We start from the raw sequence: 21,287 nt of genomic DNA, 5'->3' as shown, positions 1-21,287 counted from the left end.
CTTTTTATTTTATTGCGGGCAAGCAGCCCAAAGCCGATAAAAGCACGCAAGAAACAGACCAAAATGACATAGGCTATTGTTTTATATAAATTATTTAAATTCTACGATGTGTAGCAACCCTAGTTTGTTGCCGCGGTGTAAAAAAAACTGACAGCCAAGACCCCTCGGCAGACACTTTTTAACCCGGTACTTTCGCGCACACCGGGTGTCCAGATTACCTGCAGCAAGGCCACAGTTGACGTTAGGCATGGAGCTCGCGCCAGCAGACATCGACTCAGGCCTCGCACTGCGCCAGCGCCCGCGTGTTACTGCACGTTTCAGTATAATGCCAAGAGGACTCGGCACTGCACCGAACCGAAGCACACGCTGCACGCCCGATCGCCGAGCGAAAAGAACATCTCGCGTTGACGCTCACGCTTTTGCTTATCAACCTGCAAAAGCCGCCTCTGTGATCAGGCATGTTTAGACGTAATCGCGCAGTTCCGCGCGATAAATATTCGGTTCGTAATTAAAAGGTCTGGTGTTCGATATCGTACTTTACCCCTTAGCTGGGAATATATACTGTGGTTACCGAAGCCGTTTTATACCGGGAAGAAATTGAAGCCACTACGCAACGTTGTCATTCTTGACTTGAGCAAGGTATTTGCCGGGCCGTTTTGCTCGCAACAACTTTCCGACCTTGGCGCAAAAGTAATCAAGATAGAGCCAATAGACACCGGGGACGATACACGCACATGGGAACCAAAACGAGAAGGACAATCCTCTCCTTTTCTTGCTTTTAACCGTAATAAACGCAGTCTTGCCGTAGACATCAAATCTCCCGAGGGACTTGATATCATTCACACGCTGACTAAACAGGCTGACGTGGTCATACAGAGTTTTAAGGCTTCCACTGCGAAAAAACTACAGATTGATTACAACTCCTTGTCTGCTCTTAATGAAAAACTTATCTACTGTGAGATAACAGGTTACGGCAGCGGCGGGCCACTGTCGGACTTACCCGGCTACGACGTAATGTTGCAGGCCTTTGCCGGAATCATCTCTACTATTGGAGAGCCGGATGGCCCACACACACGCGTCAGTTATGCCGCGGTTGATCTCGGAACAGGGATGTTTGGCGCAAGTAGTATTCTGGCCGCACTGTTGGAACGCTCACAGTCAGGCAACGGCGTGCACGTGGAACTGTCACTGCTTGATACCGCCATTTCACTGATGTCTTATCTGGCCCAGAATTATCTTACGACGGGTGAACCACCCCGCAAAACCGGCTGGGCAAACACCGCTATAGTGCCCTACCAAGCTTTTCGAGCAGCCGATGGTGACATCATGGTAGGCGTTGGCAATGACTCGCAATGGCAGCAAATGTGCCGCGCGTTCAATCGAGAGGAGTGGATTAACGACCCCAGGCTTAAAACCAATGCCGATCGGGTTAGGAACTATTTCGTTACCGCAGAATTGGTCCAGGAAGAGTTATTTAAAGAAAGTATTAGCTGCTGGCTCGAACGACTGGGCAATGCGGGCATTCCCTGCGCCCCCATTTACAGTTTCGATGAAACCGTCGCCCACCCGCATACTGTGGCCAGGGGCCAGATCGTCAACACGAATCACCCCACATTGGGTGACCTTCCGCTGGTGGGCTTCCCGGCAATGTTCAACAACGAGCCGCGATCCGTAGAGTCTCCGCCCCCACTGCATGGGCAACACAGTATCGAAATACTGGAAGAAGCCGGCTATAGCACAGGCGCTATTATGGAGCTCATCGAACGCAATCTCGTCTACCAAGGCGACAGCGCCTCATGAACTCTGTCACATACCGGGTCGACGGTGATCTTGCCCATATTGTCATGAACCGAGACCCGGTTAACGCACTTAGTATAGAGTTCCTGGATGATATTCTTTCAGCACTCACTGCCGCTGGCGACGATGATGCGGTGCGCGCGATTATCGTCAGTAGCGCCATACCTGATCGCTTTTCCGCGGGCCTGGATATCGAAATACTGCTAGGCAAATCCAGTGACGAAATAAGACATTTCCTGGATCGCCTGTACGTGCAGCTATGGGACGTGCAATGTGGCCTGGGCAAACCTTCTATCGCGGCAGTGGGAGGCGCGGCGCGGGGCGGGGGAATGACTCTGGCGATTTCTTGTGACCTCATTCTCGCCGCAGAAAGTGCAACCTTCGGCTACCCTGAGATTGATCTTGGCTTACTGCCGGCAATTCACCTGTCACACTTACCTCGACTGATTGGCCGGCCACGGGCGTTTGAGTTGCTTTTTTCCGGACGGACATTTTCTGCTATAGAAGCGGAGCGCATCGGTCTCGTCAATCGATGCACAGTCGATTCGGGTTTACTGCGCAGCGCTGCAGAGATGGCTGCAGTATTTGCCAGTAAACCGCCCAACGCGATTCGCGCAGCACGCACAGCACTGGTTCGAGCAAGTGATAGGGGCTATCGCGACGACATAGCTAAGGCGGTCGATGATTTTTGCACCACCGCGACATCTGTGTCCACGCAAAAACGGCTCAGGAGCTTTCTTGAAAACCGCCAATCGAGGTAGCGCCGCATTATTTCATACCAAAGCACAGTAAAACGCCGGATGGAACCTCCGCCGCTGTTGCGTATACAACACAGAAAGTAGGGTTAATCCGAGCGTCTAGGGCGCCATGAGTCGCTCACACCCTCAACATGTACCCAGATTAGTCAACTCATCGATCGCACAACGTATATTCTCTGGTCTATACTTGGGTCACGTGTGCATCACATAATAAGCAATATTACTTTTTCCTGATCGCCCTCTCGCTGAATGGCGGCCGTTACTGTTTGGAGATTTTTAAAATGCTCGAAGAATTCAAGAAGTTCGCAATGCGGGGTAATGTTGTCGACATGGCAGTCGGTATCATCATCGGTGGAGCATTTGGCACGATCGTCAAGAGTCTCGTCGCCGATGTGATTATGCCGCCCATCGGCTTACTGCTCGGAGGAGTCGACTTCACCGACTTTTTCATCACCTTGAAAGATGGAGCGACTGCCGGACCTTACGAAACACTGGTCGGCGCGCAAGAAGCGGGCGCAGTATTTATTAGTTACGGCGTGTTCATCAACGCAGTTATCAGTTTTTTAATCGTTGCATTCGCCGTTTTCCTTCTCATAAAAAGCATCAATAAGATGCAAGCTGAAGAGGAAGAGGCACCCGAAGATCCGACCGAAAAGGAGTGTCCCCATTGCTTTACCAGCATCTCCCTCAAGGCCACACGATGCCCAAACTGCACCTCTGAGTTAACAAGCGCCTGAGGCGGTTACTTTCAATAGAGTTCAGAGTGCTCTGGTGAGCACTCGACACTTGTACGCCGCAATCGCGAAACGTCAAACAGACCTCAGTGCGGCATCACTCGATTAAATATCAGGCGCCACTCCATCGGCACTTTTTCCTCGGATAAAAAGGCTTGATAAGAAAAAGGCATTTACACAATGGATGTACTTCAACTCGGTGTTCAACTGATGTCAGAAAAATTGGGCACGCAAATAGATGCGGATACCGCATCGACTGCGCTTTCCAGTCTTTTGGGTGATGGCCAGGGCGGCCTTGAGCTGGCCGCAATCGCTGGTCAGATGGCTTCTTCGGGCGACTTTGGTGACATTCTGGGTTCCTGGCTGGGAGACGGCGCAAATTCACCGATCTCGGCAGAAAGCGTGCAGACTCTTCTTGGCAGTGAGCAGCTTTCAGCTTTTGCTTCCCAGATTGGCATAGACCCCGGTTCGGCCGCCGCTGGTCTGGCTGAACTGCTGCCCCAACTCGTCGATAAATCGAGCGCTGGCGGCAGCCTTCTGGAGGCAGCAGGCGGCGTCGACGGACTGCTGGGCGCTGCGAAATCTTTCTTGCGTTAACCCCCCGCTGCCAGCGGGAGGCTGCCCCCTCCGCAGATTCAAAATCTGACATCGCCACATCAGCAAGCACGTCGTGTTACTCCTCGGACAGGCGACCAGCTACGGATACGATTTCCCAGTGGCCCTATCATCCGCAATGTCTAGACCAAGAGAGCGGGCACCCGGCTGCAGGTCTCCTTGCACCGCTTGATGCACACGCCGTGTCGGTTATGATAAGTCAGAAGAGCAATTTACAACCGCCGGCAGGACCAGCCTCGGGCTTACAATGAAACTGATACTCCACATCGGCACCGACAAGACCGGCACAACGGCGATACAGATGCATGTTCACGCCAATCGGGAGTGGTTGCTGGACCGGGGCGTCTATGTGCCACTGACCGGCCTTGGTAAAGACAACGGGCACTCAAAACTGTTGCGCGCCCTTGATTCTCGCGACCTGTCTGAACTGGCGAAAGAACTAGCGATAGCTGAGGCCCATGGCTATGACAGTGCTCTGCTGTCCTGGGAGGGAATGAGTTATATGAGTTCGCAAGAAATAGCGAAACTCGTCAACACGCTCCGCCTTGATAACGTCTGGTTGCTGGTCTACCTCAGGGAACAAGCCGATATTACGCAGACTGGTTACTTGCAGGAGATCAAGACAGACGGTAGCCCGATCACTATTGAGGATTTTCAGCGAGGCGCATTGTCGCCGAGGGGAATTCGCGCGCGGATGCATTGCTACTCCGGGACGCGCAATTACGCACGCATGCTGCAACGATGGATGCGCGTTATCCAGCCGGGGCGAGTCATCGTGCGAGAATTTCAGCGTGACAAACTAGTGCGCGGCAGCGTGGTGGATGATTTCCTGTCGGCCCTCGGACTCTCCCCCGACCATCATTTCTGCAGGGTGGAGCACTTTTCTAATCCCAGTCTGGACGTGGAGAGCGCTATTCTGTTAAACACATTCGATAACGAGTCCAGCGGGACCCTCTGCCGGAAGACAATATCGTTCTCACTGCAGTCCCTGGTGGATTCTGAAGGCCCTGGAACACGCTACTTCCTTTCGCCCGAGCGAGTCAGCGCTATCCGCAGGCACTACAAAAGATCAAACGCCGCTATAGCCGACATCATCGGCACACAACTGTCACCGCTTTTCCAAACATCTCCAGATTGCGCCACCGCCGAGACTTTGTCGAGCCTTTCGGCACGAGTGGAGATGCGCGCGAGCAAGCTCACAGCACTCTCCGTAATACCCATGCTGTTTGCGACAAAGAGACCCCACCAGCGACCTCCACAGGGAATACTGACCACTGGATGGGGGACGATAGCCGACGGGGCGTGGAGTCTTGGTGAGACTTCCCTGTTGCAGTTCAGACTGCCTTTCTGGATGTCGACACGCCCTCGCGGAGAAGTTGCAGTCTTTTTGAAGGGCCGCTACACAAAGAGCAATTCAAAAACGCAGGTAAAGATCAACGGTGTAGATTTCGGCTGGCAGAATTTGAGTTCGTTTTCCCGTGAAATTCGCGTGCCAGCCTCATGCCTCGGTGACAACCAGACTCTCGAGGTGGAACTGCGGCACGAATTTCAAGAGCCTCCCCCAAGCCCGGTATCCGGCATGGAACTGTCTGCACTCCAGCTCAGGCGCATCGGTGTGCAGTTCTTTCATCCCGACTGACAGGGCCCACGCTATTGCATCGACCAGACAGAGTGTTTAAGCTCTCCCGAACAACTCATCGTGCATGAGACGCCATACATGAAGCCGCGAAACAGTGCTCCAAAGCTAGCTGCTCACAAGCATCGCGGACGCGTCCACGGCGGAAGCCGATCTTCCGCACCTGCGCGTCGTCTTGCATTCCTGCCTGACTATTAACTAGCGAATCCTTTATGTCAGCTTTGGTCAATTTTCTCAAAAAGCTTTATCACACGCTGCCAGAGCCGCCGGGCAGCTACTACGCGTTTCGGAATGCAGCCGTGAACCCCTACGAAATGCTGCCTGAGAACCCAATTATTTTCGATATCGGCTCCAAGGACGCGCGAGGCGACTATTCCTTCGGCCTACCTCCGGCGGGGGCCAAGGTCATCTGCGTCGATATCGAGGCCGGACCCGGAGTAGACCTTGTCGCCGACGCCCATAATATGACCGAGGTCGAAGATAATAGTGTCGACTGCGTCGTGACTATCAGCACTCTGGAACACGTGCGCTACCCTCAAAAAGTAGTGGCAGAGATACACCGAATACTAAAACCAGGCGGCATCGTTTATATCAACGTTCCGTTTATGTTCCCGTTCCACGCCGACCCCGACGACTATTATCGTTTCTCGCACCGAGGTATAGACATCCTTTGCGAGGCATTTGAACGCCTCGATAGCGGCTTCGATCGCGGGCCCGCGTCTAGCATGCACCACTTATCGGTGCATTTTTTCGCTATCCTGTTTTCTTTCAACAGTAAAACTCTCTACGGTATCAATGTCGATTTGTTCAAGTGGCTATTTTTCTGGGTGAAGTACCTGGACAAGATTATCGGCAACTACAAAATGGCCTACGTCATTCATACCGGAAGCTATTTTGTAGGCCGCAAGCAAGCGTCCTGAGCACAAGACCATTGGCCGACCACCCTCCCGCGGTTTAGTCGCTACAGAGTCGACTGTATTCGTCGATAATTATCTCGATACGGGTGTCCCAATGGTTCTGCAGGGCATATTGCGTTAGCGGCGCCACCGGCCACTCCAGACGCAGACTATCCAGCAATGAATCAGTAAGTGCCTGTCTGTCGCCAAATGGCACGATGCTACCCAATTTCGATGAATTGACCACTTCGGCGTTGCCCCCCACATCGGTTGCGATCACCGGAGTACCGCAGGCCATTGATTCCAGAATTACATTGGCCCAGCCTTCATTGCTCGAGGCGAGCACAAAGATATCCGCGGCTGACAAGGGTCCGCTCAGCTCTGACGGTTCCAGTGCACCCAGAAACACAAGGTGGTGTGACACCTCCAGCGTTTCCGCGAGCGCCCGAATATGTTCTGAATAGTCGCCCTCCGCATTGGCCCCGCCAACCAACAGATAGACCAGATTAGGGTACTCTTTTATGAGTGCGGGCAAACACTCCACCACTCGGTGAAAGCCCTTGCGCTCCACCAATCCACCCACTGTCACCAACACCCGGGCATCCCGGGCAATGCCAAGACGTTCTCGGGCATCAGCCGGGTCCAGGGCCTGAAATTTTTCCGTATCGATACCATTGCCCACCACTCGAAATTTATCAGGCTGGGCGCCCAACGAAATCGCGTGCTGGCGCAGGGAATCTGATACGGAAAACACACGGTCTGCCTGTCGCCAGGCTTGCAATAATTTACTGACGCGGCCAGGAATTCTGGCGTGGGGCACTTCTGTTCCACGCAGGGTGATAATCGATTTGAGACCGAATTTACGAGCTAACCAGGTCGCGGCAAGGCCGTCCGGATAGGTGAAATGGCTATCGATAATCTCGATACCGTGTTCCCGCACCAGCTTCCGGACCAGGCCAATACAGAACAGGTACATCATAACCGCGTCGAGGTTTCTCAATATCCCAGGAAAAGCCAAAAAACGCGGGGAGTGCACCGTAATACCATGCTGTATATCCATCACACGCGGTTGGGGTCGATAGTCCTTCTTGAACCTGCGAATGATACCCTGCCCAGGAAACCAGGGGGTGGGAGACACCACTACCATGTCCACATGCGCATTATCAGCCACTCTGAACATACGCTCGCGCACAAACAAACCGTTTCCCGGAGCTGCTGCGCTGGGGAAAAGGGAACTGAATACGAGAATGCTGCGTCTCATGACAGCCCAGGCAGGCAGCGGCCTTGACAGCCGCACGGCACGAGACACCAAACGCAGCACTGCCGCGCAGAAGCGCTGCAGGTTAGCCGTTGTCGGTTATCACGCAGAGAGGAAGTCCGCTTGTCGACGACCGCTGCTAATGCGGCGGTTGCGCTGGCTCCAGAATTCCAACTCATTGGCGGAACTCGCGCGCGCAAAACGGCGGTCTCTGGAATCGCTACGCCGATCGACGTGATGAACATACTTGCATTGGCATTCAGCAGCACAACAATTCTCTAACGGTAAGCCGGGCGCCTCTTCACTCAGAAAACGCTGCATCTTCATCGCATGGATCGAAGCGCAACTCTCCCCTGACGGCCGGATAGATACAGCGTGAAAAGCGCCCGATTCGCAGTATCCGGCTCGCCTGTCACGGCCGCCATCTTTTTCTCTTTCATTTCCAGAGGGAAAGAATAAGCTAACGAGGACGCCTATTATCAAGAGTAGCGCCACGAGTACGATTGCAGCCTGCATACTGCGTCTCCATTGACTCGGCGGCGGCTCGTCACTTTGAATCCGCCTACTTTTCCCGCCATCGTTTATCGTGGCAAGGCGGGGACCCTACCCATAAATATAATCAGACGGTCGCCTCAAATCAATATAAACCCGGTCACGCCGGACACGACACGCCGGACAGCAACCCGCGACACAAGGTAGCTTCGTATAGGATGAAGCCTATTTCAAGATTATTGTTAAGTCCTTTTGCGTTATACCCTATCAGCATTACTGGTAACAGCACAACGGCGGCGTAATCAATCGCCCGTGATAAAAACACCCAAACCGCCCTGTAACAGCAGGGAAGCAAATTTCTCCCGGAGGGCGTCAGGCGTGAGAGCCTGTACAGACCTTTGATCCCGCACCCGGAGGCAACGTCATGCCAAAGTCTTACCCGTGATTAGTCAGCGAGGGCCTCGCTCGCCTATTCCAAAGCAACGAACAAAACCTGACCGATAAAATTTTCTGAGCAACACCATGGTGGTTCAACACGACTCTGACCGCATGGCCACAGCACACTACTTCAGGACGATTAGCGGCACAGGCCGGTCTACAGTAATTTGACGCCCGGGACTGAACGTCGCAAGTGTGCTATTGAGGCTGCAGATCAGCAAACAGTGCTAACTCGACCATGGCACACAGCGTATGCCCAATCAGGATATGGACCTCCTGTATCCGCGGAGTCTCGGCACTGGGCACACACAGGCAATAATCGCAAAGCTCGCGCATGGCACCACCCGACTCGCCTGTCATCCCGAACGTGGTAACCCCCTTTTCAGCAGCTGCTTCCAGGGCCTGCAGAATATTGGGGCTATTGCCTGAGGTCGAAATGCCCAGAAAGACATCTCCCGCTACCCCATTCGCCTCCAGCTGGCGACGGAACAATTGGTCATATCCATAGTCGTTGCCCACCGCCGTGAGTATGGACGTATCGGTGGTCAGTGCCAGTGCGGGCAAGCCCGGGCGATCGAAATTGAAACGGCTTACGAATTCGGCGGCGATATGCTGTGCGTCCGCAGCACTTCCGCCGTTGCCGCCGATCAGTAATTTATTACCGCCCCTGTAGCGCTCGATTAGCAACTGCCCCATATGTAAGACCTGCTCGGTAAACGCAGAATCCTCCAGTATGCGCTGCTTGACGGCAACAGAAGACTGAAATTCTTCGACAACGTATCTCAGGTCGGGACTGTCCATGCGGATGCTCCGTGGGGTTCAAAGCGGAACGAAACAACGTCTCCTCCCAGCTCGTTTAAGGCGCCTACCAGTTGAACGCGATCGACCGGGTCGACGATGAAAACAATATACCCGCCTCCACCTGCACCCGATACCTTGCCAGCCCATGCACCAGCCTCACGGGCTGCTGTCATGATTTCCTCAATTTCAGGATTACTGATTTGATCCGCGACGTTGCGCTTGGTCTCCCAACTGCTGCCGAGGATTTCTCCGAAGCGACGGATGTTTCCACGCAGGAGAGCCTCTTTCATCGCGACCGCGTCACGCTTTAGCTGGTGCACTGCCTCTACCGATTTTCCAGTGCCCGATTTATAGCTCTCAATCTGCTGCGCGATAATCATGTCGGAGGAGCGTGAAACACCCGTATAGTAAAGTACGGATGACGCTTCGAGCTCGCTAAGGATCCACTGTTTTACCCGCAGCGGGTTCACGATAACCCTGTTGCGCTCGTGGAACTCCATAAAATTTACTCCCCCAAAAGTTGCCGCGTACTGATCCTGCGCACCGCCACGCAAGCCGATATCCTCCCGCTCAATTTCGAAAGCGAGATGAGCGAGATCGTATTCTCCGAGGGGAAGACGCAGCAGCTCTGCAAAAGCCGTCAGTATTGCAACTACCATGGTTGATGAAGACCCGAGGCCAGAACCGGCAGGCGCGTCAGACCAGGTGGTGATATTCAGTGATAACGGCTCACCGTGGTTGAAATCTCTCACAACCCGGTTATAAACGCCCTTATGCAAATCAAGCACACCATCGTAATCGTAGACCTGAGCCGACGGGGCATTGAACACCTCGCCCCGATCCTTTGCAACAAAGCTTACAGCGTCGTCCTTCGTTGGCTCTATGGTACAAAATGAACTCAGACTGATAGATGCGTTGAGCACCGCTCCACCGTATAGATCACAGTAGGGTGCAACATCGCTGCCCCCGCCAGCGAGACCCAATCGCAATGGTGCCTTGGAACGAATCAACATTACAGGGATGCCCCCGGCGCCAGGCGACTGTATACCGCCTTAAGGTTAGCTACGCTATTCACCCAGTTACGTTCGTTTTCCACAAATTCCCTTCCCGCAGCGCGAATGGATGGCCAGCGGCTCTCCTGCTCCATCAACCTGAGCAAGCAGTCTACCAGATCATTTCGGTCATCCGCCCGAAATAGCGTCCCATTGACTCCGTCTCTGACAAGCTCCTTGTGTCCACCCACGTCGGATGCGAGGAACATACTTTTTTGCGCCATAGCCTCAAGTGGCTTGAGAGGCGTCACCAACTCAGTCAGGCGCATGGACTTACGCGGATAGACAAGAATGTCCGTGCAGGAATAATATCCCTCCACGGTCTCGTGAGGCACACGGCCGGTCATGATCACTTTCTCCGATAAACCGAGTTCAGCCACCCTGGTCGAGATCGCATCCGCGACCTGACCACCGCCAACCAGTAAAAGACGAATATCCGGCCGCGCCACCAGCAGATCCGGCATGGCGTCAACGAGAAGATCCAAACCCTCGTAATCGTAAAAAGAGCCTATGAATGCAACCACTTTCTTACCTTCGAGACTGAGCTCCCGCTCCAATATTGGATCCCGTTTTTCCAGCGGCTGAAAGCGACTGGCATCAACCGCATTGGGCACGATCGTTATCTTCTCCCTGGGAATGCTTCGCGAGACGAGATCTTGAAGTATACCCTCGCAGATACAAGTCACCGCATCGGCACGCCGCAGTACCCAAGTCTCCATCGCGCGAGTCAGTCGATAGCGCAAGCCACCCTCCGAACTCGTGCCGTGGCTAACCGCGGCATCCTCCCAGAATCCTCGCACTTCATACACCACGGGAATGCCCAGCGCCTGGCCGGCCCGGATCGCCGCTACCCCGTTCAAGGCCGGCGAGTGAGCATGGATAACATCAGGTTGCAGCTCGCGGGCCACCTCAATCAGGCGCTTGGTTAACACCTGAATGACCGACCATTGCCCCAATACAGGTAGACGAGAAACCAGACTACGGGATTCCAGGCAACGGTAAAAGCGAATGCCGTCGACCTCCTCCATTGCCGGAGGATTTTCTCCAGGGTTATGCTTTGGACTGGTTATCTGACTAGTCCGCCAGCCCAGTGCCCGCTGTTCTTTGAGAATCGCACGGGTACGAAACGTGTAGCCACTTTGCAGTGGAATAGAATGATCGAGTACATGCAGCACGTGCATCAGTGAACGTCTTCCTCCCTGAGCAGAAATGACTCCATCCGCTTCAGGTTCGTATCCCAGTTATAGTGTTCCTGCACGCAGGCCCTACCTGCCGTATTGGCCTGCCGTGGCCTCGACAAAATAGTCAGGGCAAGCCGCGACATTTCGTCTGCGCTGTTAGCCACATGGGACAGCACCCCCGGGTGATCGATAATACCCACCAGTGCATCGTCTGTCGCCAGAACGGGCAGTGACATGGCCATCGCCTCCAGCGCCTTATTCTGTATCCCTCGTGCCAGCTGCAAGGGCAGACAGGCTGCCAGCGCGTGACTGAGATAGGGACGCACATCCGGCACGCCGCCGGTCACTCGTACGCCAGGGATATTATCCAGTTGTCGAACCTCGTCTGTGGGCTTCATGCCGACAATACAAAATAGAAAGCTCGGCTCCTTCTCTCGAATAGTGTTGAACACATTGTCACAGAACCACGTAACAGCCTCGATATTGGGCCGATAGTCCATGGCTCCAGTAAACACCAGCACCCTTTGCCCTTCCTCATAGGGATTATCCAGCTCAACCGAAGGGTCAAAGTAAACACTATCTACCCCCTGCGTACGGAAATGGGTCTTGTCCGCACTCTCGGGTGCGAGAGTTTTAAACAAGTCTGCCTCCTCTTCCGATACAAACAGGGTGACACTGGTCGAAGCAGCCATTTTTCGCTCGTAGGCAAGGAGTTTATCCGCCTCACGCCGGTATAACCATGACAGCGGCCAGCGCGCGGAATCGCCATAACTACGCCACTTTTCGCTATCCACATCCTCGGCATCGAATATCACCGGCACATGAGCTGGCAATAAGTCGCGAACAAAACGTCCCATTACACCACTGAATACAAGCACCGCGTCCGGACACTCATGCTCTATGGTTGTCCGCACCCAGTCTTGTAACTCGCGATTGCCGTAGTAACTGAGGCTGAGAGCCTGACCGGTGACCAGACCAGAAAAACTGCCGGTGAGTCGACGCCAGCCGGGCAAATTGACGATACAGCAGTCCTCGCATTTACTGCTCACTAAATCAACATATTGCCAGTCTTCGGGATCATCCACGAAAGTGCCCAGGTGTACGCGCCAACGGGCGGAAAAATAATTGAGCATATTATTGGAAGAAATCTTGTCGCCCTTATTAGGGGGATAGGGCAAACGATGAACGAGATAGAGCAATTTTTTCATTATGCGATATTAACTGACTGCCTCAGGAGGTACGCCTTGCTCCGCCCTCGGGGCGCAGTTATATTGAACCACTGATAGTAAAGGGCAAACACGCATAGATAAAGCGCTTAGGGGCGGCGGGCGATATATTTTTATGGAATCTGTGAAACAAGCCGCCATTCTCATTGGCGGCAAGGGAACGCGCCTGGGCGACGCTGTTAAGTCCACGCCCAAGCCTTTACTGGAGGTATGCGGTCGGCCGTTTGTCGAACACGTCATGCTCAATCTCAGGCGTTTCGGCTTTGAATCATTTGTGTTGCTGGCAGGCCACCAGGCAAAAGTCGTTCAGGAGCTCTACCACGGCAACTCCTGTTTCGAGGAGGAACTCGGCGCCTCCATCGAAGTTCTGGTAGAACCCTCTCCCCTAGGCACTGGTGGCGCGCTGAAATTTGCGAAGGATTATCTGCACGACGAGTTTCTCTTGCTAAATGGGGATTCTATTTTCGACTTCAATTATCTGGATCTGTGCAACTGCGCGCGCGAAAACGAGCCTCTCGACTGGCTGGGCCGCATCGCGCTGCTGCCCGTGGAAAATGCAACTCGCTATGGCTTCGTCGAATTGCAGGATGCAACCATTAGCGCGTTCAGGGAGAAACCGAAGGCAGCTCGATCGGGACTGATCAACAGCGGCGTGTACTGGCTCAGAAAAAAGGTATTGGACTATATCGTCGAGACGCCATGCTCGCTGGAACAAGCAGTGTTCCCCAGACTCGTAAAGGAAGGACACCTGATCGGTCGCACCTACGAGGGTTTCTTTATTGATATAGGTATCCCAGAGGACCTGGCTAAAGCACGTGAGGCACTGACTGAGCGTCTGCGGAAACCCGCCGCTTTTCTCGACAGAGACGGAACGCTGAACCACGACGACGGTTACACGCACAGGATTGAAGATTTTCGCTGGATTGAGGGTGCCAGAGCAGCCATCAAGCAATTAAATGATGCCGGGTATCTCGTGTTTATTGTGACCAACCAGGCGGGACTAGCGCGAGGCTATTACGACGCTGCAGCGGTTAATACGCTGCACCAGTGGATGCAGAATGAACTGGCAAGAGACGGTGCACATTTTGACGATTTGCGTTTTTGTCCGCACCACCCCGAGGGAAGTGTCGAAGGACTCGCCATACTTTGTGACTGCCGTAAACCGGCAGCGGGCATGCTGAACAGCCTGATAGAACAGTGGAACCCTCTGCTCGAGCACAGTTTTATGCTGGGTGACGCGGAAAAGGACGCAGAGGCCGGTGAGGCGGCAGGAGTAACGGGAAGAAAAATTGCCCCGCTATCCATCCTCGCAGACGTTCAAGCACTGCTTGCACATAGGGGCTAACGACGCCGCGTTGTGCGCATTAATAACGCTTTTGGCCAAAGGCTTCGTCGGTCCCACAACGCTCTGAGAGCATGGTCTCTATCATCAAACCACCCAATTCCTCCCTGTAGTGGGAAGGCTCCCAGAACCACTTTAGTGGCCCCGTTTTGATACTTGGAGCGGGCACAGGTTCATGGATATAGGGTGAGTCGCCCGAGAAGTCCCACAGTGTCACCGTGTCCCTCGGGTAGCCTTCGACCAGCTCCTGTATTTCCTCCAGCCAGACCTCATTCAGAGACGTTAAGCCACGATCACCCAGTAGGGTCCAAAAAACCTCGTGGAGCGGATTTATGAACAGGTATACACGGACCTGCTTCTGCCTCGCCAGGTCGAGGAAATAACGAATCTCATCAAACGCCGAATCCATTCTTCCCTCACTATCGACCAGATACCAAGGCACCGCGAAGTGCTCTCGTAGATCTTTCATTTTCTGATCGAATAATGCACTCGAACCCTCTACTTGCACGACTCCATTATAATCACGCGCCGGATTAAACCCCGCTGCAGTGCGATCTGACGCAAACGTCCCCTGTAACGCTACCGTCCTGAAAGATGAAACCAATGCATCAAGTGAAAACAAGGCACTGTAGTAATCCAACGCAAGACCAGACAGGTAAGCTGGGTTATCCTCACCGTCGGCTCTGTACTTGAACCCCTTTTCTTGGTGCTCTCCTAGCGTTTTTAAGCCAGAGCGTCCGATTTTTCTTCGTGTAAAGATAAAATCCGTAAAATCAAGACTAAGGAAAACTGCTTTCACAGGCTGATGATTCATTACATTAGCAGCGTAGCTCACCTGATCGCGCACTTTCGCCCCCGGCAACCCCATGTTGTAAACGACCATGCCACTGTTTGCAAAACAATGGTGCGCCGGATTTATGCCGATTTCGCTGCGGGCATTGCCCACTACCAGTGCGTTATGCTGCGACATCAGTGGACTGTACTTTTTCATCAGTCGCACCCGACCGCCTATATCGACTTTATACTCATTTAGCCCTGGCAGTCTTGGCGCACCCGTTATCCCAAAAGGATCAATAAAGTAGTTAATCGACACAACGACCATCGTCGTTATGAAGATAAATTGTAAAATACGTATGAAGTAGCTACGTTCCGTCATGTCAGAACTGAAAATACAAGAATTCGGAGACGTGTTGTAGCGTCAGCACCCCGGCCACTGCGGCCACTGCGATCGCGAACGCCCATAGACTGCTATATCTCCAACGCATACGACTCACCGAGCGCGTATTGCGAAAAACATTATCGTTCTCGTATAACACCGGATCCACCTTACTGAACAGCTGCGCCACATTAGGAGTCAACAGCGCAATGGTTCCGGCGAATACAATCCATAGAACATTCGTCATCAACACCGCGCCACCTCCAAAGGAAGACCCCACTCCTGCAGCCTCCAACACGGCACTGAACTCACCCACCCGCGCCAAAATCCCCTTTGGCACTTCGAAGCCAGACGCCCCTAACATAGCCAGAGTAATAGAATTGCCCTTCTCCAGGGTGGGCGCACGGAAATAGACCCAGGCGAAAACGACCGCGTTAAAAGTGACCAGCCAGCAAAGCCGTTGGTACAGCACACTAGCACTTAAATTCATCCCTGTTCGTCGCAGTAGACTGCGCCATGCATGGTTAATCATTAAATAGATAGCGTGCAGCCCGCCCCAAACAACAAAGGGCCATCCGGCACCGTGCCAGAGCCCTCCCAGTACCATAGTAAGAAGTAAATTCACGTAACGACGACACCTGCCCTTACGGTTTCCTCCGAGACCGATGTAAAGATAATCGCGCAGGAACCGGGATAGGGTAATGTGCCAGCGCCGCCAGAATTCGATAATACTAGTGGACTTATAGGGAGAAAAGAAATTTACCGGTAGCCGCACACCAAAAACGCGTGCAGCCCCAACCGCCATATCGGAGTATCCAGAAAAATCAAAATAAAGCTGAAACGTGTAGGCCAGTGTCGCTCCCCATGCTCTAAAAAAATCAATGTTTTGAACGTTCGGCGACGTGTCAAATACCGGACCAACGTAAACAGATAAACTATCGGCGATAACCGTTTTTTTAAATAAGCCAATCGCGAAAATGGAAACGCCGATCGCGAAGTTAGACCACTGCGGTGATATGTTCTCAGACCGCATGAATTGAGGAATTATCTCTTGCTGACGAACAATAGGCCCCGCGATAAGTTGCGGAAAAAAACTCACAAAAAGACAGTAGTGTAATAGGCTGCATTCATTCACCTTGCCCCGATAGGCATCAACGAGATAGGCGATTTGTTGGAAAGTAAAAAACGAGATTGCCAATGGCAAGAAAATCTGCTCGATAGTCCAATTCGTGTGCAGCGCGTTGTTAACATTGTCCACAAAGAAATTTGCGTACTTGAAGTAACCTATTAGGCCCAGATTAATCGATACACCAAATATCAGACAACTACGTCGTCCTGCGCAGTCTGGTCTGGCCAACGCCCTGCCGATAAAAAAGTTAAACCCTATCGAGAAGAGCAGTAGCAATAAATACACTGGCTGCCAGTAGGCATAAAAGACCAAAGAGCCAAATACAAGAAAGCCGAGCGCGGCTTCAAGCGATAAAAATCGCGCAACAAGAAAGTAGCCCAGCACGCAAAGAGGGAAAAAAAGAAAAATAAACTCAAATGAGTTAAACAGCAATTCTAGAACACTCCTGAACCGCGCAGCACCATTCCTGATTTACCGCCCGAAATTCTACTCCCTGCCGTCCACTCGCACCGTGCATGATCACCCCAACCCGGGAATCAGCCGGCCGGCAACTTCTACAAGCGTATGCCCAAAAGAATTAACGCCGCACGGATTGATAAAGAGAGCCTCTTTTATTTCCATATTCGCTGCAAAATAGAGCCTGTCCTTATGGGCCGCACAGGGCGATTCAGATGCGGAAATACCGTAGCCAAAAGAATGATCCATCCCCCTGTATGCCAGAAACAATAGGAGAATGACGCCGCGAGATATTGGCCGCGCCTGTTGTAAAAAAATCCAGCCAACTAACCTGATACATTCTAAAAATTCCCGACCAACCTGTGGCCGACACTCACTCGGGGCTTGAGCTCAACTGGGAGCATAACAAATGCCCCCTAGCAATATAAGCACACCCAAATGTGTCGAACGCTTACTCTGGAGCAGGTCTGGTGGTAGCATGATACTTTATCGATACACCGGATTCACCTTAATGACACAGACTGGGTCTAATGCTGGCGCGCAAGTTGCAGAAGGTCTTGTGCATCACAAGGTGCTCGGTTATTTCGCCGCCAGCGCCTCACATTCTCTGTCTATTAGCGCGAAAACGTTACTTCCTGCCTCTGGCACCGACGGAGCACGTTATGAACTGGGGGTTAGCGGTACACTCGCCAAGCTGCCCTGCGGTGGCGCGGTCGCCATAAACGGGCAAGCCCGATTCGACGATGAAAATCTCGCCACGATCGCCAAGTCTCAAACGATGGCCGCAGCACTGGCGGCAGGTTATCAGGAATATGGCGAGAAAATATTTATCCATTTGCGAGGTGCTTTCTGCTGTGTAATCGTCGACATAAAACAGGAGCGCGTACTGATCGGTCTCGATCGTCTCGGGCAACACTCTATTTATTATGCAAAAAATAATGAGGGTCTGTCTTTCGGGACTTCTGCTGACGACGTGTTGTCTGCCATTCGCGGAGAAAAAAAGCTTCTTCATCAGGGCATCTATAACTATCTCTACTTTCATATGGTGCCCTGCTCTGAAACCATATATGACGGGCTTAAAAAGCTCCCAGCCGCACACTATATCGTTTACCAAGGCGGTCAATGCCGTGTGGAAAACTACTGGCAACCGAGATTTTTCGAGTCCAACAACCTCTCATCCACGTCGCTGTCTGCCGAACTGAAATGCACGCTCAGACAAGCGGTAAAAAACTGCATGCCTACTAGCGGGACGATCGGCTGCTTTTTAAGCGGCGGCCTGGATAGCACCACGGTCACTGGCATGCTCGCAGAGGTCAGTGAAGGAGAAGCGGAGGCGTACTCCATAGGCTTTTCCGCAGAGGGCTATGACGAGATGGCCTATGCGCGTATAAGCGCAAAGCACTTTGGCGTCAAACTCAACGAATACTATGTAACGCCTCAGGACGTAGTCGATGCGCTGCCCCTGATTGCAACTAGTTACGAAGAACCTTTTGGTAATTCGTCGGCTTTACCAGCCTATTTTTGCGCACGCATGGCGGTGCAAAATGGCGTGGATACGCTTCTCGCCGGAGATGGCGGCGATGAAATATTCGCGGGCAACGAACGCTACATAAAGCAACAGGTGTTCGCACACTACGAGAAGGTGCCCGAGCCACTTCGTCGAGGCCTGTTAGAGCCACTGCTAAAATTTTCTCCCGGAGGCCTGCCGTTGGTTAGCAAGGCCCGAAGCTATATCGAACAGGCCAATATGCCACTGCCGGACCGGTTGCAGAGCTATAATTTTCTGCACCGGCACCCGGTATCCGAAATTTTTTCAGACGACCTCTTGTCCGAAGTGGACATCGAATCACCCATAGAGCTACTGCGCTCCATCTATCACAGACCGGCAGACGCGTCTGACCTCAACCGCATGCTGTATCTTGACTGGCAAATTACATTGGCAGACAACGATCTGCGCAAGGTCAGCCACACCTGCGCATTAGCGGGGGTAAACGTAACCTACCCCATGCTTGACGACAGTCTGGTTGCACTGTCTTGCCGGGTTCCCAGCAAAGTGAAGATGAAGGGTGGAGATTTACGGCATTTCTTCAAATCCGCCCTGCAAGATTGGCTACCTGAAGAGACTATTAGCAAGAATAAGCAAGGCTTCGGCCTGCCTTTTGGCATCTGGATGCAAACGTACAAGCCCCTGCGCGAGCTTGCTTACGATAACCTGCTCAAGCTCAAGGCGAGGCGCTATATCAGGCCAGAATTTATCGACAAGACCATCAAAATGCATCAGAGCGATCACGCCGCATACTACGGTGAGCTTGTGTGGATTCTCACCGTGTTCGAGCTGTGGATGGAAAAACGCTCGGGCAATCATATACATACCGCAGGAGAATCTGCAAAAGCGCAGCTGCCTCTTTAGAGCTCGTGCAACCAGCTAATTGTCAGTGCATTGACCTCGCTTTTCCAGCTTGCCCGGGAAAACGTGTGGTCAGCAGACGCTACCGTGTGGATTGTAATTGACGGCCTCGCACTGACTTCTCGCCAGTCAGCGTCCGTTGCGATGAGTGCCGAAAATTCACTTGCGGTAAGATCGGCCCCACTCAATACGATTAGCACATCGTGGGAAAACGCACGCACACCCTCTAACATCTCCTGCACAAAAGGTTGAGCATCCAACGACGACCTGCGACTCATTAGCATCAGCATGTCCCGGCTCAGTTCCTTGATCGTAGGGAAGATCATATCCTTGCGTGCCACGAGGTTGCGCCACCTCGATGCATTAGACAGGAACGGTTTGTAGAAATGAGTCAACTTGACCTCTGGTGCATATTCACCACTGTGGACCCATGGGTTGAGCAACACCAAGCCAGACACCAGAGGGTGATGCGGCGCATAAATCATCGCGCTCGAGGCGGCATCACACAGACCCCAGAGTACGACACGTGAAACACTCGGCACTTGCCCGGTAAACGCGTCGATCGCTGCACGTACGTCATCGAGTGTATGGTTGAACTCCTGACGTACGCCCTCGCTATCGCCCATTCCAGCGAAGTCGAACCGAAACGAGGCGATACCAGCCTCAGCCAGGCTTCTCGCCAATTGGGTAAATTGACGGTGACTTCCCACACGGTATTGCGGCCCACCCACCAAAATCAAAACGCCGATATCCGATTGAACCTCGGGTTGCGCCACAACACCCACGAGGCGATCCTCTCCCCGGTCGAATACGACACCGCTCTCCGTATATTCGCTCATGCGGATTGCATATTCTTGAGCGTCGCGTCTTCTAAAGCGGGATTTACCTCTCCTTTCACGACACGCCAAAAAGGCTCCCCCGGCACTTCAGATGCCGTCACTTTGACGCCTTGCCCACGCCAAGCGCGCACAACATTTTCACTGGCCATGCCAAGGCCCGCGCCAGTAGAGCGCCCAATTTCATACCATGACACCTCACAAGCGGGACAGAGATCATGCAGCCTGACACGAGCCATTTCCACCGCCATACGAGAGGACAGTTCATAGCCCGCAATTTCCAGCGAATGTCCGGCGCGCAACTCATCCCAAAGGGACTTACGATCGAACCGCTCGCCCTGACCCAAGCCGGTTAGCACGGTGCGCATGCGAAGGAACTGGTCGAGATGCTGCTCGCCATTTAATACTGGCTGCCACAACACCAATTGATTCACACGAGATAGGCGCACGGCGAGATCACAGGCCAGCAGAGCGCCCATACGCAGGCCCCATAACGTCAGCGGCGCCTGAGATATTGATGACAGCCGGTCAATGCCAGCGATGGCATCTTCCAGCCATAACTGCCATGACGCATCCGCAAAATCACCGCTACTGTCCCCGCATCCGGTAAGATCGAGCAGCAGCACGTTGTAGCCTTGCGCGGCAAAAAGACGCGCCTGGGACGCGACCACATCCCGGGACTTGTGCATCTCTTCAGCAAAAGGCGGCAGGAACAGTATGGAACCGCGGGGCGCTACGTCAGAGGGACGCAAAAGAAGGTGGAACAGGTTTCGCCCCTGATGCTCGAGAAAATCAGCGTCTATACTGTATTTCCTCGATCCCATGATTTATCCGAGCTTGGACGCCACAAAACTGGTCAGGCTACCCACAGTGGCGAAAACATCCGCGTCGATCTCATCGTCATCAACCATGATGCCATACTGTTCTTCGAGACTGGCGAGAATACCGACCACCGACATAGAATCCATTTCGGGAATCGCGCCCAATACCGGCGTATCCGGGTGAGGCGCTATGGCGCCCTCTGGCACGCCCAGAGTGGACTGTAATATAGCAATAACATCAGACTGAATATCCATA

General features: G+C 53.0%; 19 protein-coding genes. 8 read left to right on the top strand and 11 right to left on the bottom strand.

Annotation, left to right across the window (positions count from 1 at the left end):
- Positions 1–597 precede the first annotated feature (597 nt).
- The 6 genes from EYC82_RS01055 to EYC82_RS01030 all read left to right on the top strand — a co-directional run bounded on the left by EYC82_RS01055 (position 598) and on the right by EYC82_RS01030 (position 6,460).
- Positions 598–1,800 carry a CaiB/BaiF CoA transferase family protein gene (locus tag EYC82_RS01055; protein ID WP_279247699.1) on the top strand — a complete coding sequence of 401 codons (1,203 nt, stop codon included), beginning with the start codon at positions 598–600 and terminating at the stop codon, positions 1,798–1,800.
- Positions 1,797–2,558 (top strand): enoyl-CoA hydratase/isomerase family protein, encoded by a 762-nt coding sequence (locus EYC82_RS01050; RefSeq protein WP_279247698.1) that lies wholly within the window; start codon positions 1,797–1,799, stop codon positions 2,556–2,558. The genes EYC82_RS01055 and EYC82_RS01050 overlap by 4 nt, the downstream gene beginning before the upstream one ends.
- Before the next feature lie 278 nt (positions 2,559–2,836).
- A complete protein-coding gene (gene mscL, locus EYC82_RS01045) occupies positions 2,837–3,292 on the top strand; it encodes a large conductance mechanosensitive channel protein MscL (RefSeq protein WP_279247697.1) in 456 nt (151 codons plus the stop codon).
- 177 nt (positions 3,293–3,469) lie between these two features.
- Positions 3,470–3,886 (top strand): YidB family protein, encoded by a 417-nt coding sequence (locus tag EYC82_RS01040; RefSeq protein WP_279247696.1) that lies wholly within the window; start codon positions 3,470–3,472, stop codon positions 3,884–3,886.
- Between the two features lie 265 nt (positions 3,887–4,151).
- Complete coding sequence (locus tag EYC82_RS01035; protein WP_279247695.1) at positions 4,152–5,543, top strand: hypothetical protein; 1,392 nt, start codon at positions 4,152–4,154, stop codon at positions 5,541–5,543.
- A 209-nt stretch (positions 5,544–5,752) separates the two neighbouring features.
- Positions 5,753–6,460 carry a class I SAM-dependent methyltransferase gene (locus tag EYC82_RS01030; RefSeq protein ID WP_279247694.1) on the top strand — a complete coding sequence of 236 codons (708 nt, stop codon included), beginning with the start codon at positions 5,753–5,755 and terminating at the stop codon, positions 6,458–6,460.
- 34 nt (positions 6,461–6,494) lie between these two features.
- Here the strand turns inward: EYC82_RS01030 and EYC82_RS01025 are convergent, their stop codons facing one another.
- The 6 genes from EYC82_RS01025 to EYC82_RS01000 form a co-directional block, all read right to left on the bottom strand.
- Positions 6,495–7,697 (bottom strand): glycosyltransferase, encoded by a 1,203-nt coding sequence (locus EYC82_RS01025; protein WP_279247693.1) that lies wholly within the window; start codon positions 7,695–7,697, stop codon positions 6,495–6,497.
- A 99-nt stretch (positions 7,698–7,796) separates the two neighbouring features.
- Positions 7,797–8,210 carry a hypothetical protein gene (locus EYC82_RS01020; RefSeq protein WP_279247692.1) on the bottom strand — a complete coding sequence of 138 codons (414 nt, stop codon included), beginning with the start codon at positions 8,208–8,210 and terminating at the stop codon, positions 7,797–7,799.
- Positions 8,211–8,822: 612 nt separating this feature from the next.
- The gene (gene gmhA, locus EYC82_RS01015; protein ID WP_279247691.1) at positions 8,823–9,425 is read right to left on the bottom strand and encodes a D-sedoheptulose 7-phosphate isomerase; all 603 of its coding nucleotides are present in this window, start codon (positions 9,423–9,425) and stop codon (positions 8,823–8,825) included.
- A complete protein-coding gene (locus tag EYC82_RS01010; RefSeq protein ID WP_279247690.1) occupies positions 9,407–10,438 on the bottom strand; it encodes a GHMP family kinase ATP-binding protein in 1,032 nt (343 codons plus the stop codon). The genes gmhA and EYC82_RS01010 overlap by 19 nt, the downstream gene beginning before the upstream one ends.
- Positions 10,438–11,658, bottom strand: coding sequence for a TIGR04063 family PEP-CTERM/XrtA system glycosyltransferase (locus tag EYC82_RS01005; RefSeq protein WP_279247689.1), 1,221 nt, complete (start codon positions 11,656–11,658; stop codon positions 10,438–10,440). Before EYC82_RS01005 ends, EYC82_RS01010 begins: the two co-directional genes overlap by 1 nt.
- Complete coding sequence (locus EYC82_RS01000) at positions 11,658–12,866, bottom strand: TIGR03087 family PEP-CTERM/XrtA system glycosyltransferase (protein ID WP_279247688.1); 1,209 nt, start codon at positions 12,864–12,866, stop codon at positions 11,658–11,660. Before EYC82_RS01000 ends, EYC82_RS01005 begins: the two co-directional genes overlap by 1 nt.
- 133 nt (positions 12,867–12,999) lie before the next feature.
- Here EYC82_RS01000 and EYC82_RS00995 point away from each other — a divergent pair, with 133 nt between their 5' ends.
- Positions 13,000–14,229, top strand: coding sequence for an HAD-IIIA family hydrolase (locus EYC82_RS00995; protein WP_279247687.1), 1,230 nt, complete (start codon positions 13,000–13,002; stop codon positions 14,227–14,229).
- 19 nt (positions 14,230–14,248) lie between these two features.
- Here the strand turns inward: EYC82_RS00995 and EYC82_RS00990 are convergent, their stop codons facing one another.
- Both EYC82_RS00990 and EYC82_RS00985 read right to left on the bottom strand, forming a co-directional pair.
- On the bottom strand, positions 14,249–15,217 hold the full coding sequence (locus EYC82_RS00990) for a hypothetical protein (RefSeq protein ID WP_279247686.1): 969 nt from the start codon (positions 15,215–15,217) through the stop codon (positions 14,249–14,251).
- Positions 15,218–15,383: 166 nt separating this feature from the next.
- Positions 15,384–16,943 (bottom strand): MBOAT family O-acyltransferase, encoded by a 1,560-nt coding sequence (locus EYC82_RS00985; RefSeq protein WP_279247685.1) that lies wholly within the window; start codon positions 16,941–16,943, stop codon positions 15,384–15,386.
- 535 nt (positions 16,944–17,478) lie between these two features.
- Here EYC82_RS00985 and EYC82_RS00980 point away from each other — a divergent pair.
- Positions 17,479–19,377, top strand: a complete 1,899-nt coding sequence (locus tag EYC82_RS00980; protein WP_279247684.1) for an asparagine synthetase B family protein — start codon at positions 17,479–17,481, stop codon at positions 19,375–19,377.
- Here the strand turns inward: EYC82_RS00980 and EYC82_RS00975 are convergent.
- The 3 genes from EYC82_RS00975 to EYC82_RS00965 are packed head-to-tail and all read right to left on the bottom strand — an operon-like array spanning position 19,374 to position 21,286.
- The gene (locus EYC82_RS00975) at positions 19,374–20,213 is read right to left on the bottom strand and encodes a hydrolase 1, exosortase A system-associated (protein ID WP_279247683.1); all 840 of its coding nucleotides are present in this window, start codon (positions 20,211–20,213) and stop codon (positions 19,374–19,376) included. The genes EYC82_RS00980 and EYC82_RS00975 overlap by 4 nt on opposite strands.
- Positions 20,210–21,034: a hydrolase 2, exosortase A system-associated gene (locus EYC82_RS00970; protein ID WP_279247682.1), complete on the bottom strand. Its 825-nt coding sequence runs from the start codon at positions 21,032–21,034 to the stop codon at positions 20,210–20,212. Before EYC82_RS00970 ends, EYC82_RS00975 begins: the two co-directional genes overlap by 4 nt.
- A 3-nt stretch (positions 21,035–21,037) precedes the next feature.
- Positions 21,038–21,286, bottom strand: coding sequence for an acyl carrier protein (locus tag EYC82_RS00965; RefSeq protein ID WP_279247681.1), 249 nt, complete (start codon positions 21,284–21,286; stop codon positions 21,038–21,040).
- Between the last annotated feature and the right edge of the window lies 1 nt (position 21,287).

The organism is Candidatus Marimicrobium litorale (assembly GCF_026262645.1).
Taxonomy (GTDB): Bacteria; Pseudomonadota; Gammaproteobacteria; order Pseudomonadales; family Halieaceae; genus Marimicrobium; species Marimicrobium litorale.
This window is presented reverse-complemented; position numbering and strand designations above follow the sequence as displayed.

What these genes read in the sequence shown, in the direction of transcription:
- EYC82_RS01050 (WP_279247698.1), top strand. Translation starts at nt 1,797, where the DNA reads ATGAACTCTGTCACATACCGGGTCGACGGTGATCTTGCCCATATTGTC.
- mscL (WP_279247697.1), top strand. Translation starts at nt 2,837, where the DNA reads ATGCTCGAAGAATTCAAGAAGTTCGCAATGCGGGGTAATGTTGTCGAC.
- EYC82_RS01040 (WP_279247696.1), top strand. Translation starts at nt 3,470, where the DNA reads ATGGATGTACTTCAACTCGGTGTTCAACTGATGTCAGAAAAATTGGGC.
- EYC82_RS01035 (WP_279247695.1), top strand. Translation starts at nt 4,152, where the DNA reads ATGAAACTGATACTCCACATCGGCACCGACAAGACCGGCACAACGGCG.
- EYC82_RS01030 (WP_279247694.1), top strand. Translation starts at nt 5,753, where the DNA reads ATGTCAGCTTTGGTCAATTTTCTCAAAAAGCTTTATCACACGCTGCCA.
- EYC82_RS01025 (WP_279247693.1), bottom strand. Translation starts at nt 7,697, where the DNA reads ATGAGACGCAGCATTCTCGTATTCAGTTCCCTTTTCCCCAGCGCAGCA.
- EYC82_RS01020 (WP_279247692.1), bottom strand. Translation starts at nt 8,210, where the DNA reads ATGCAGGCTGCAATCGTACTCGTGGCGCTACTCTTGATAATAGGCGTC.
- gmhA (WP_279247691.1), bottom strand. Translation starts at nt 9,425, where the DNA reads ATGGACAGTCCCGACCTGAGATACGTTGTCGAAGAATTTCAGTCTTCT.
- EYC82_RS01010 (WP_279247690.1), bottom strand. Translation starts at nt 10,438, where the DNA reads ATGTTGATTCGTTCCAAGGCACCATTGCGATTGGGTCTCGCTGGCGGG.
- EYC82_RS01005 (WP_279247689.1), bottom strand. Translation starts at nt 11,658, where the DNA reads ATGCACGTGCTGCATGTACTCGATCATTCTATTCCACTGCAAAGTGGC.
- EYC82_RS01000 (WP_279247688.1), bottom strand. Translation starts at nt 12,866, where the DNA reads ATGAAAAAATTGCTCTATCTCGTTCATCGTTTGCCCTATCCCCCTAAT.
- EYC82_RS00995 (WP_279247687.1), top strand. Translation starts at nt 13,000, where the DNA reads ATGGAATCTGTGAAACAAGCCGCCATTCTCATTGGCGGCAAGGGAACG.
- EYC82_RS00990 (WP_279247686.1), bottom strand. Translation starts at nt 15,217, where the DNA reads ATGAAAAAGTACAGTCCACTGATGTCGCAGCATAACGCACTGGTAGTG.
- EYC82_RS00980 (WP_279247684.1), top strand. Translation starts at nt 17,479, where the DNA reads ATGACACAGACTGGGTCTAATGCTGGCGCGCAAGTTGCAGAAGGTCTT.
- EYC82_RS00975 (WP_279247683.1), bottom strand. Translation starts at nt 20,213, where the DNA reads ATGAGCGAATATACGGAGAGCGGTGTCGTATTCGACCGGGGAGAGGAT.
- EYC82_RS00970 (WP_279247682.1), bottom strand. Translation starts at nt 21,034, where the DNA reads ATGGGATCGAGGAAATACAGTATAGACGCTGATTTTCTCGAGCATCAG.
- EYC82_RS00965 (WP_279247681.1), bottom strand. Translation starts at nt 21,286, where the DNA reads ATGGATATTCAGTCTGATGTTATTGCTATATTACAGTCCACTCTGGGC.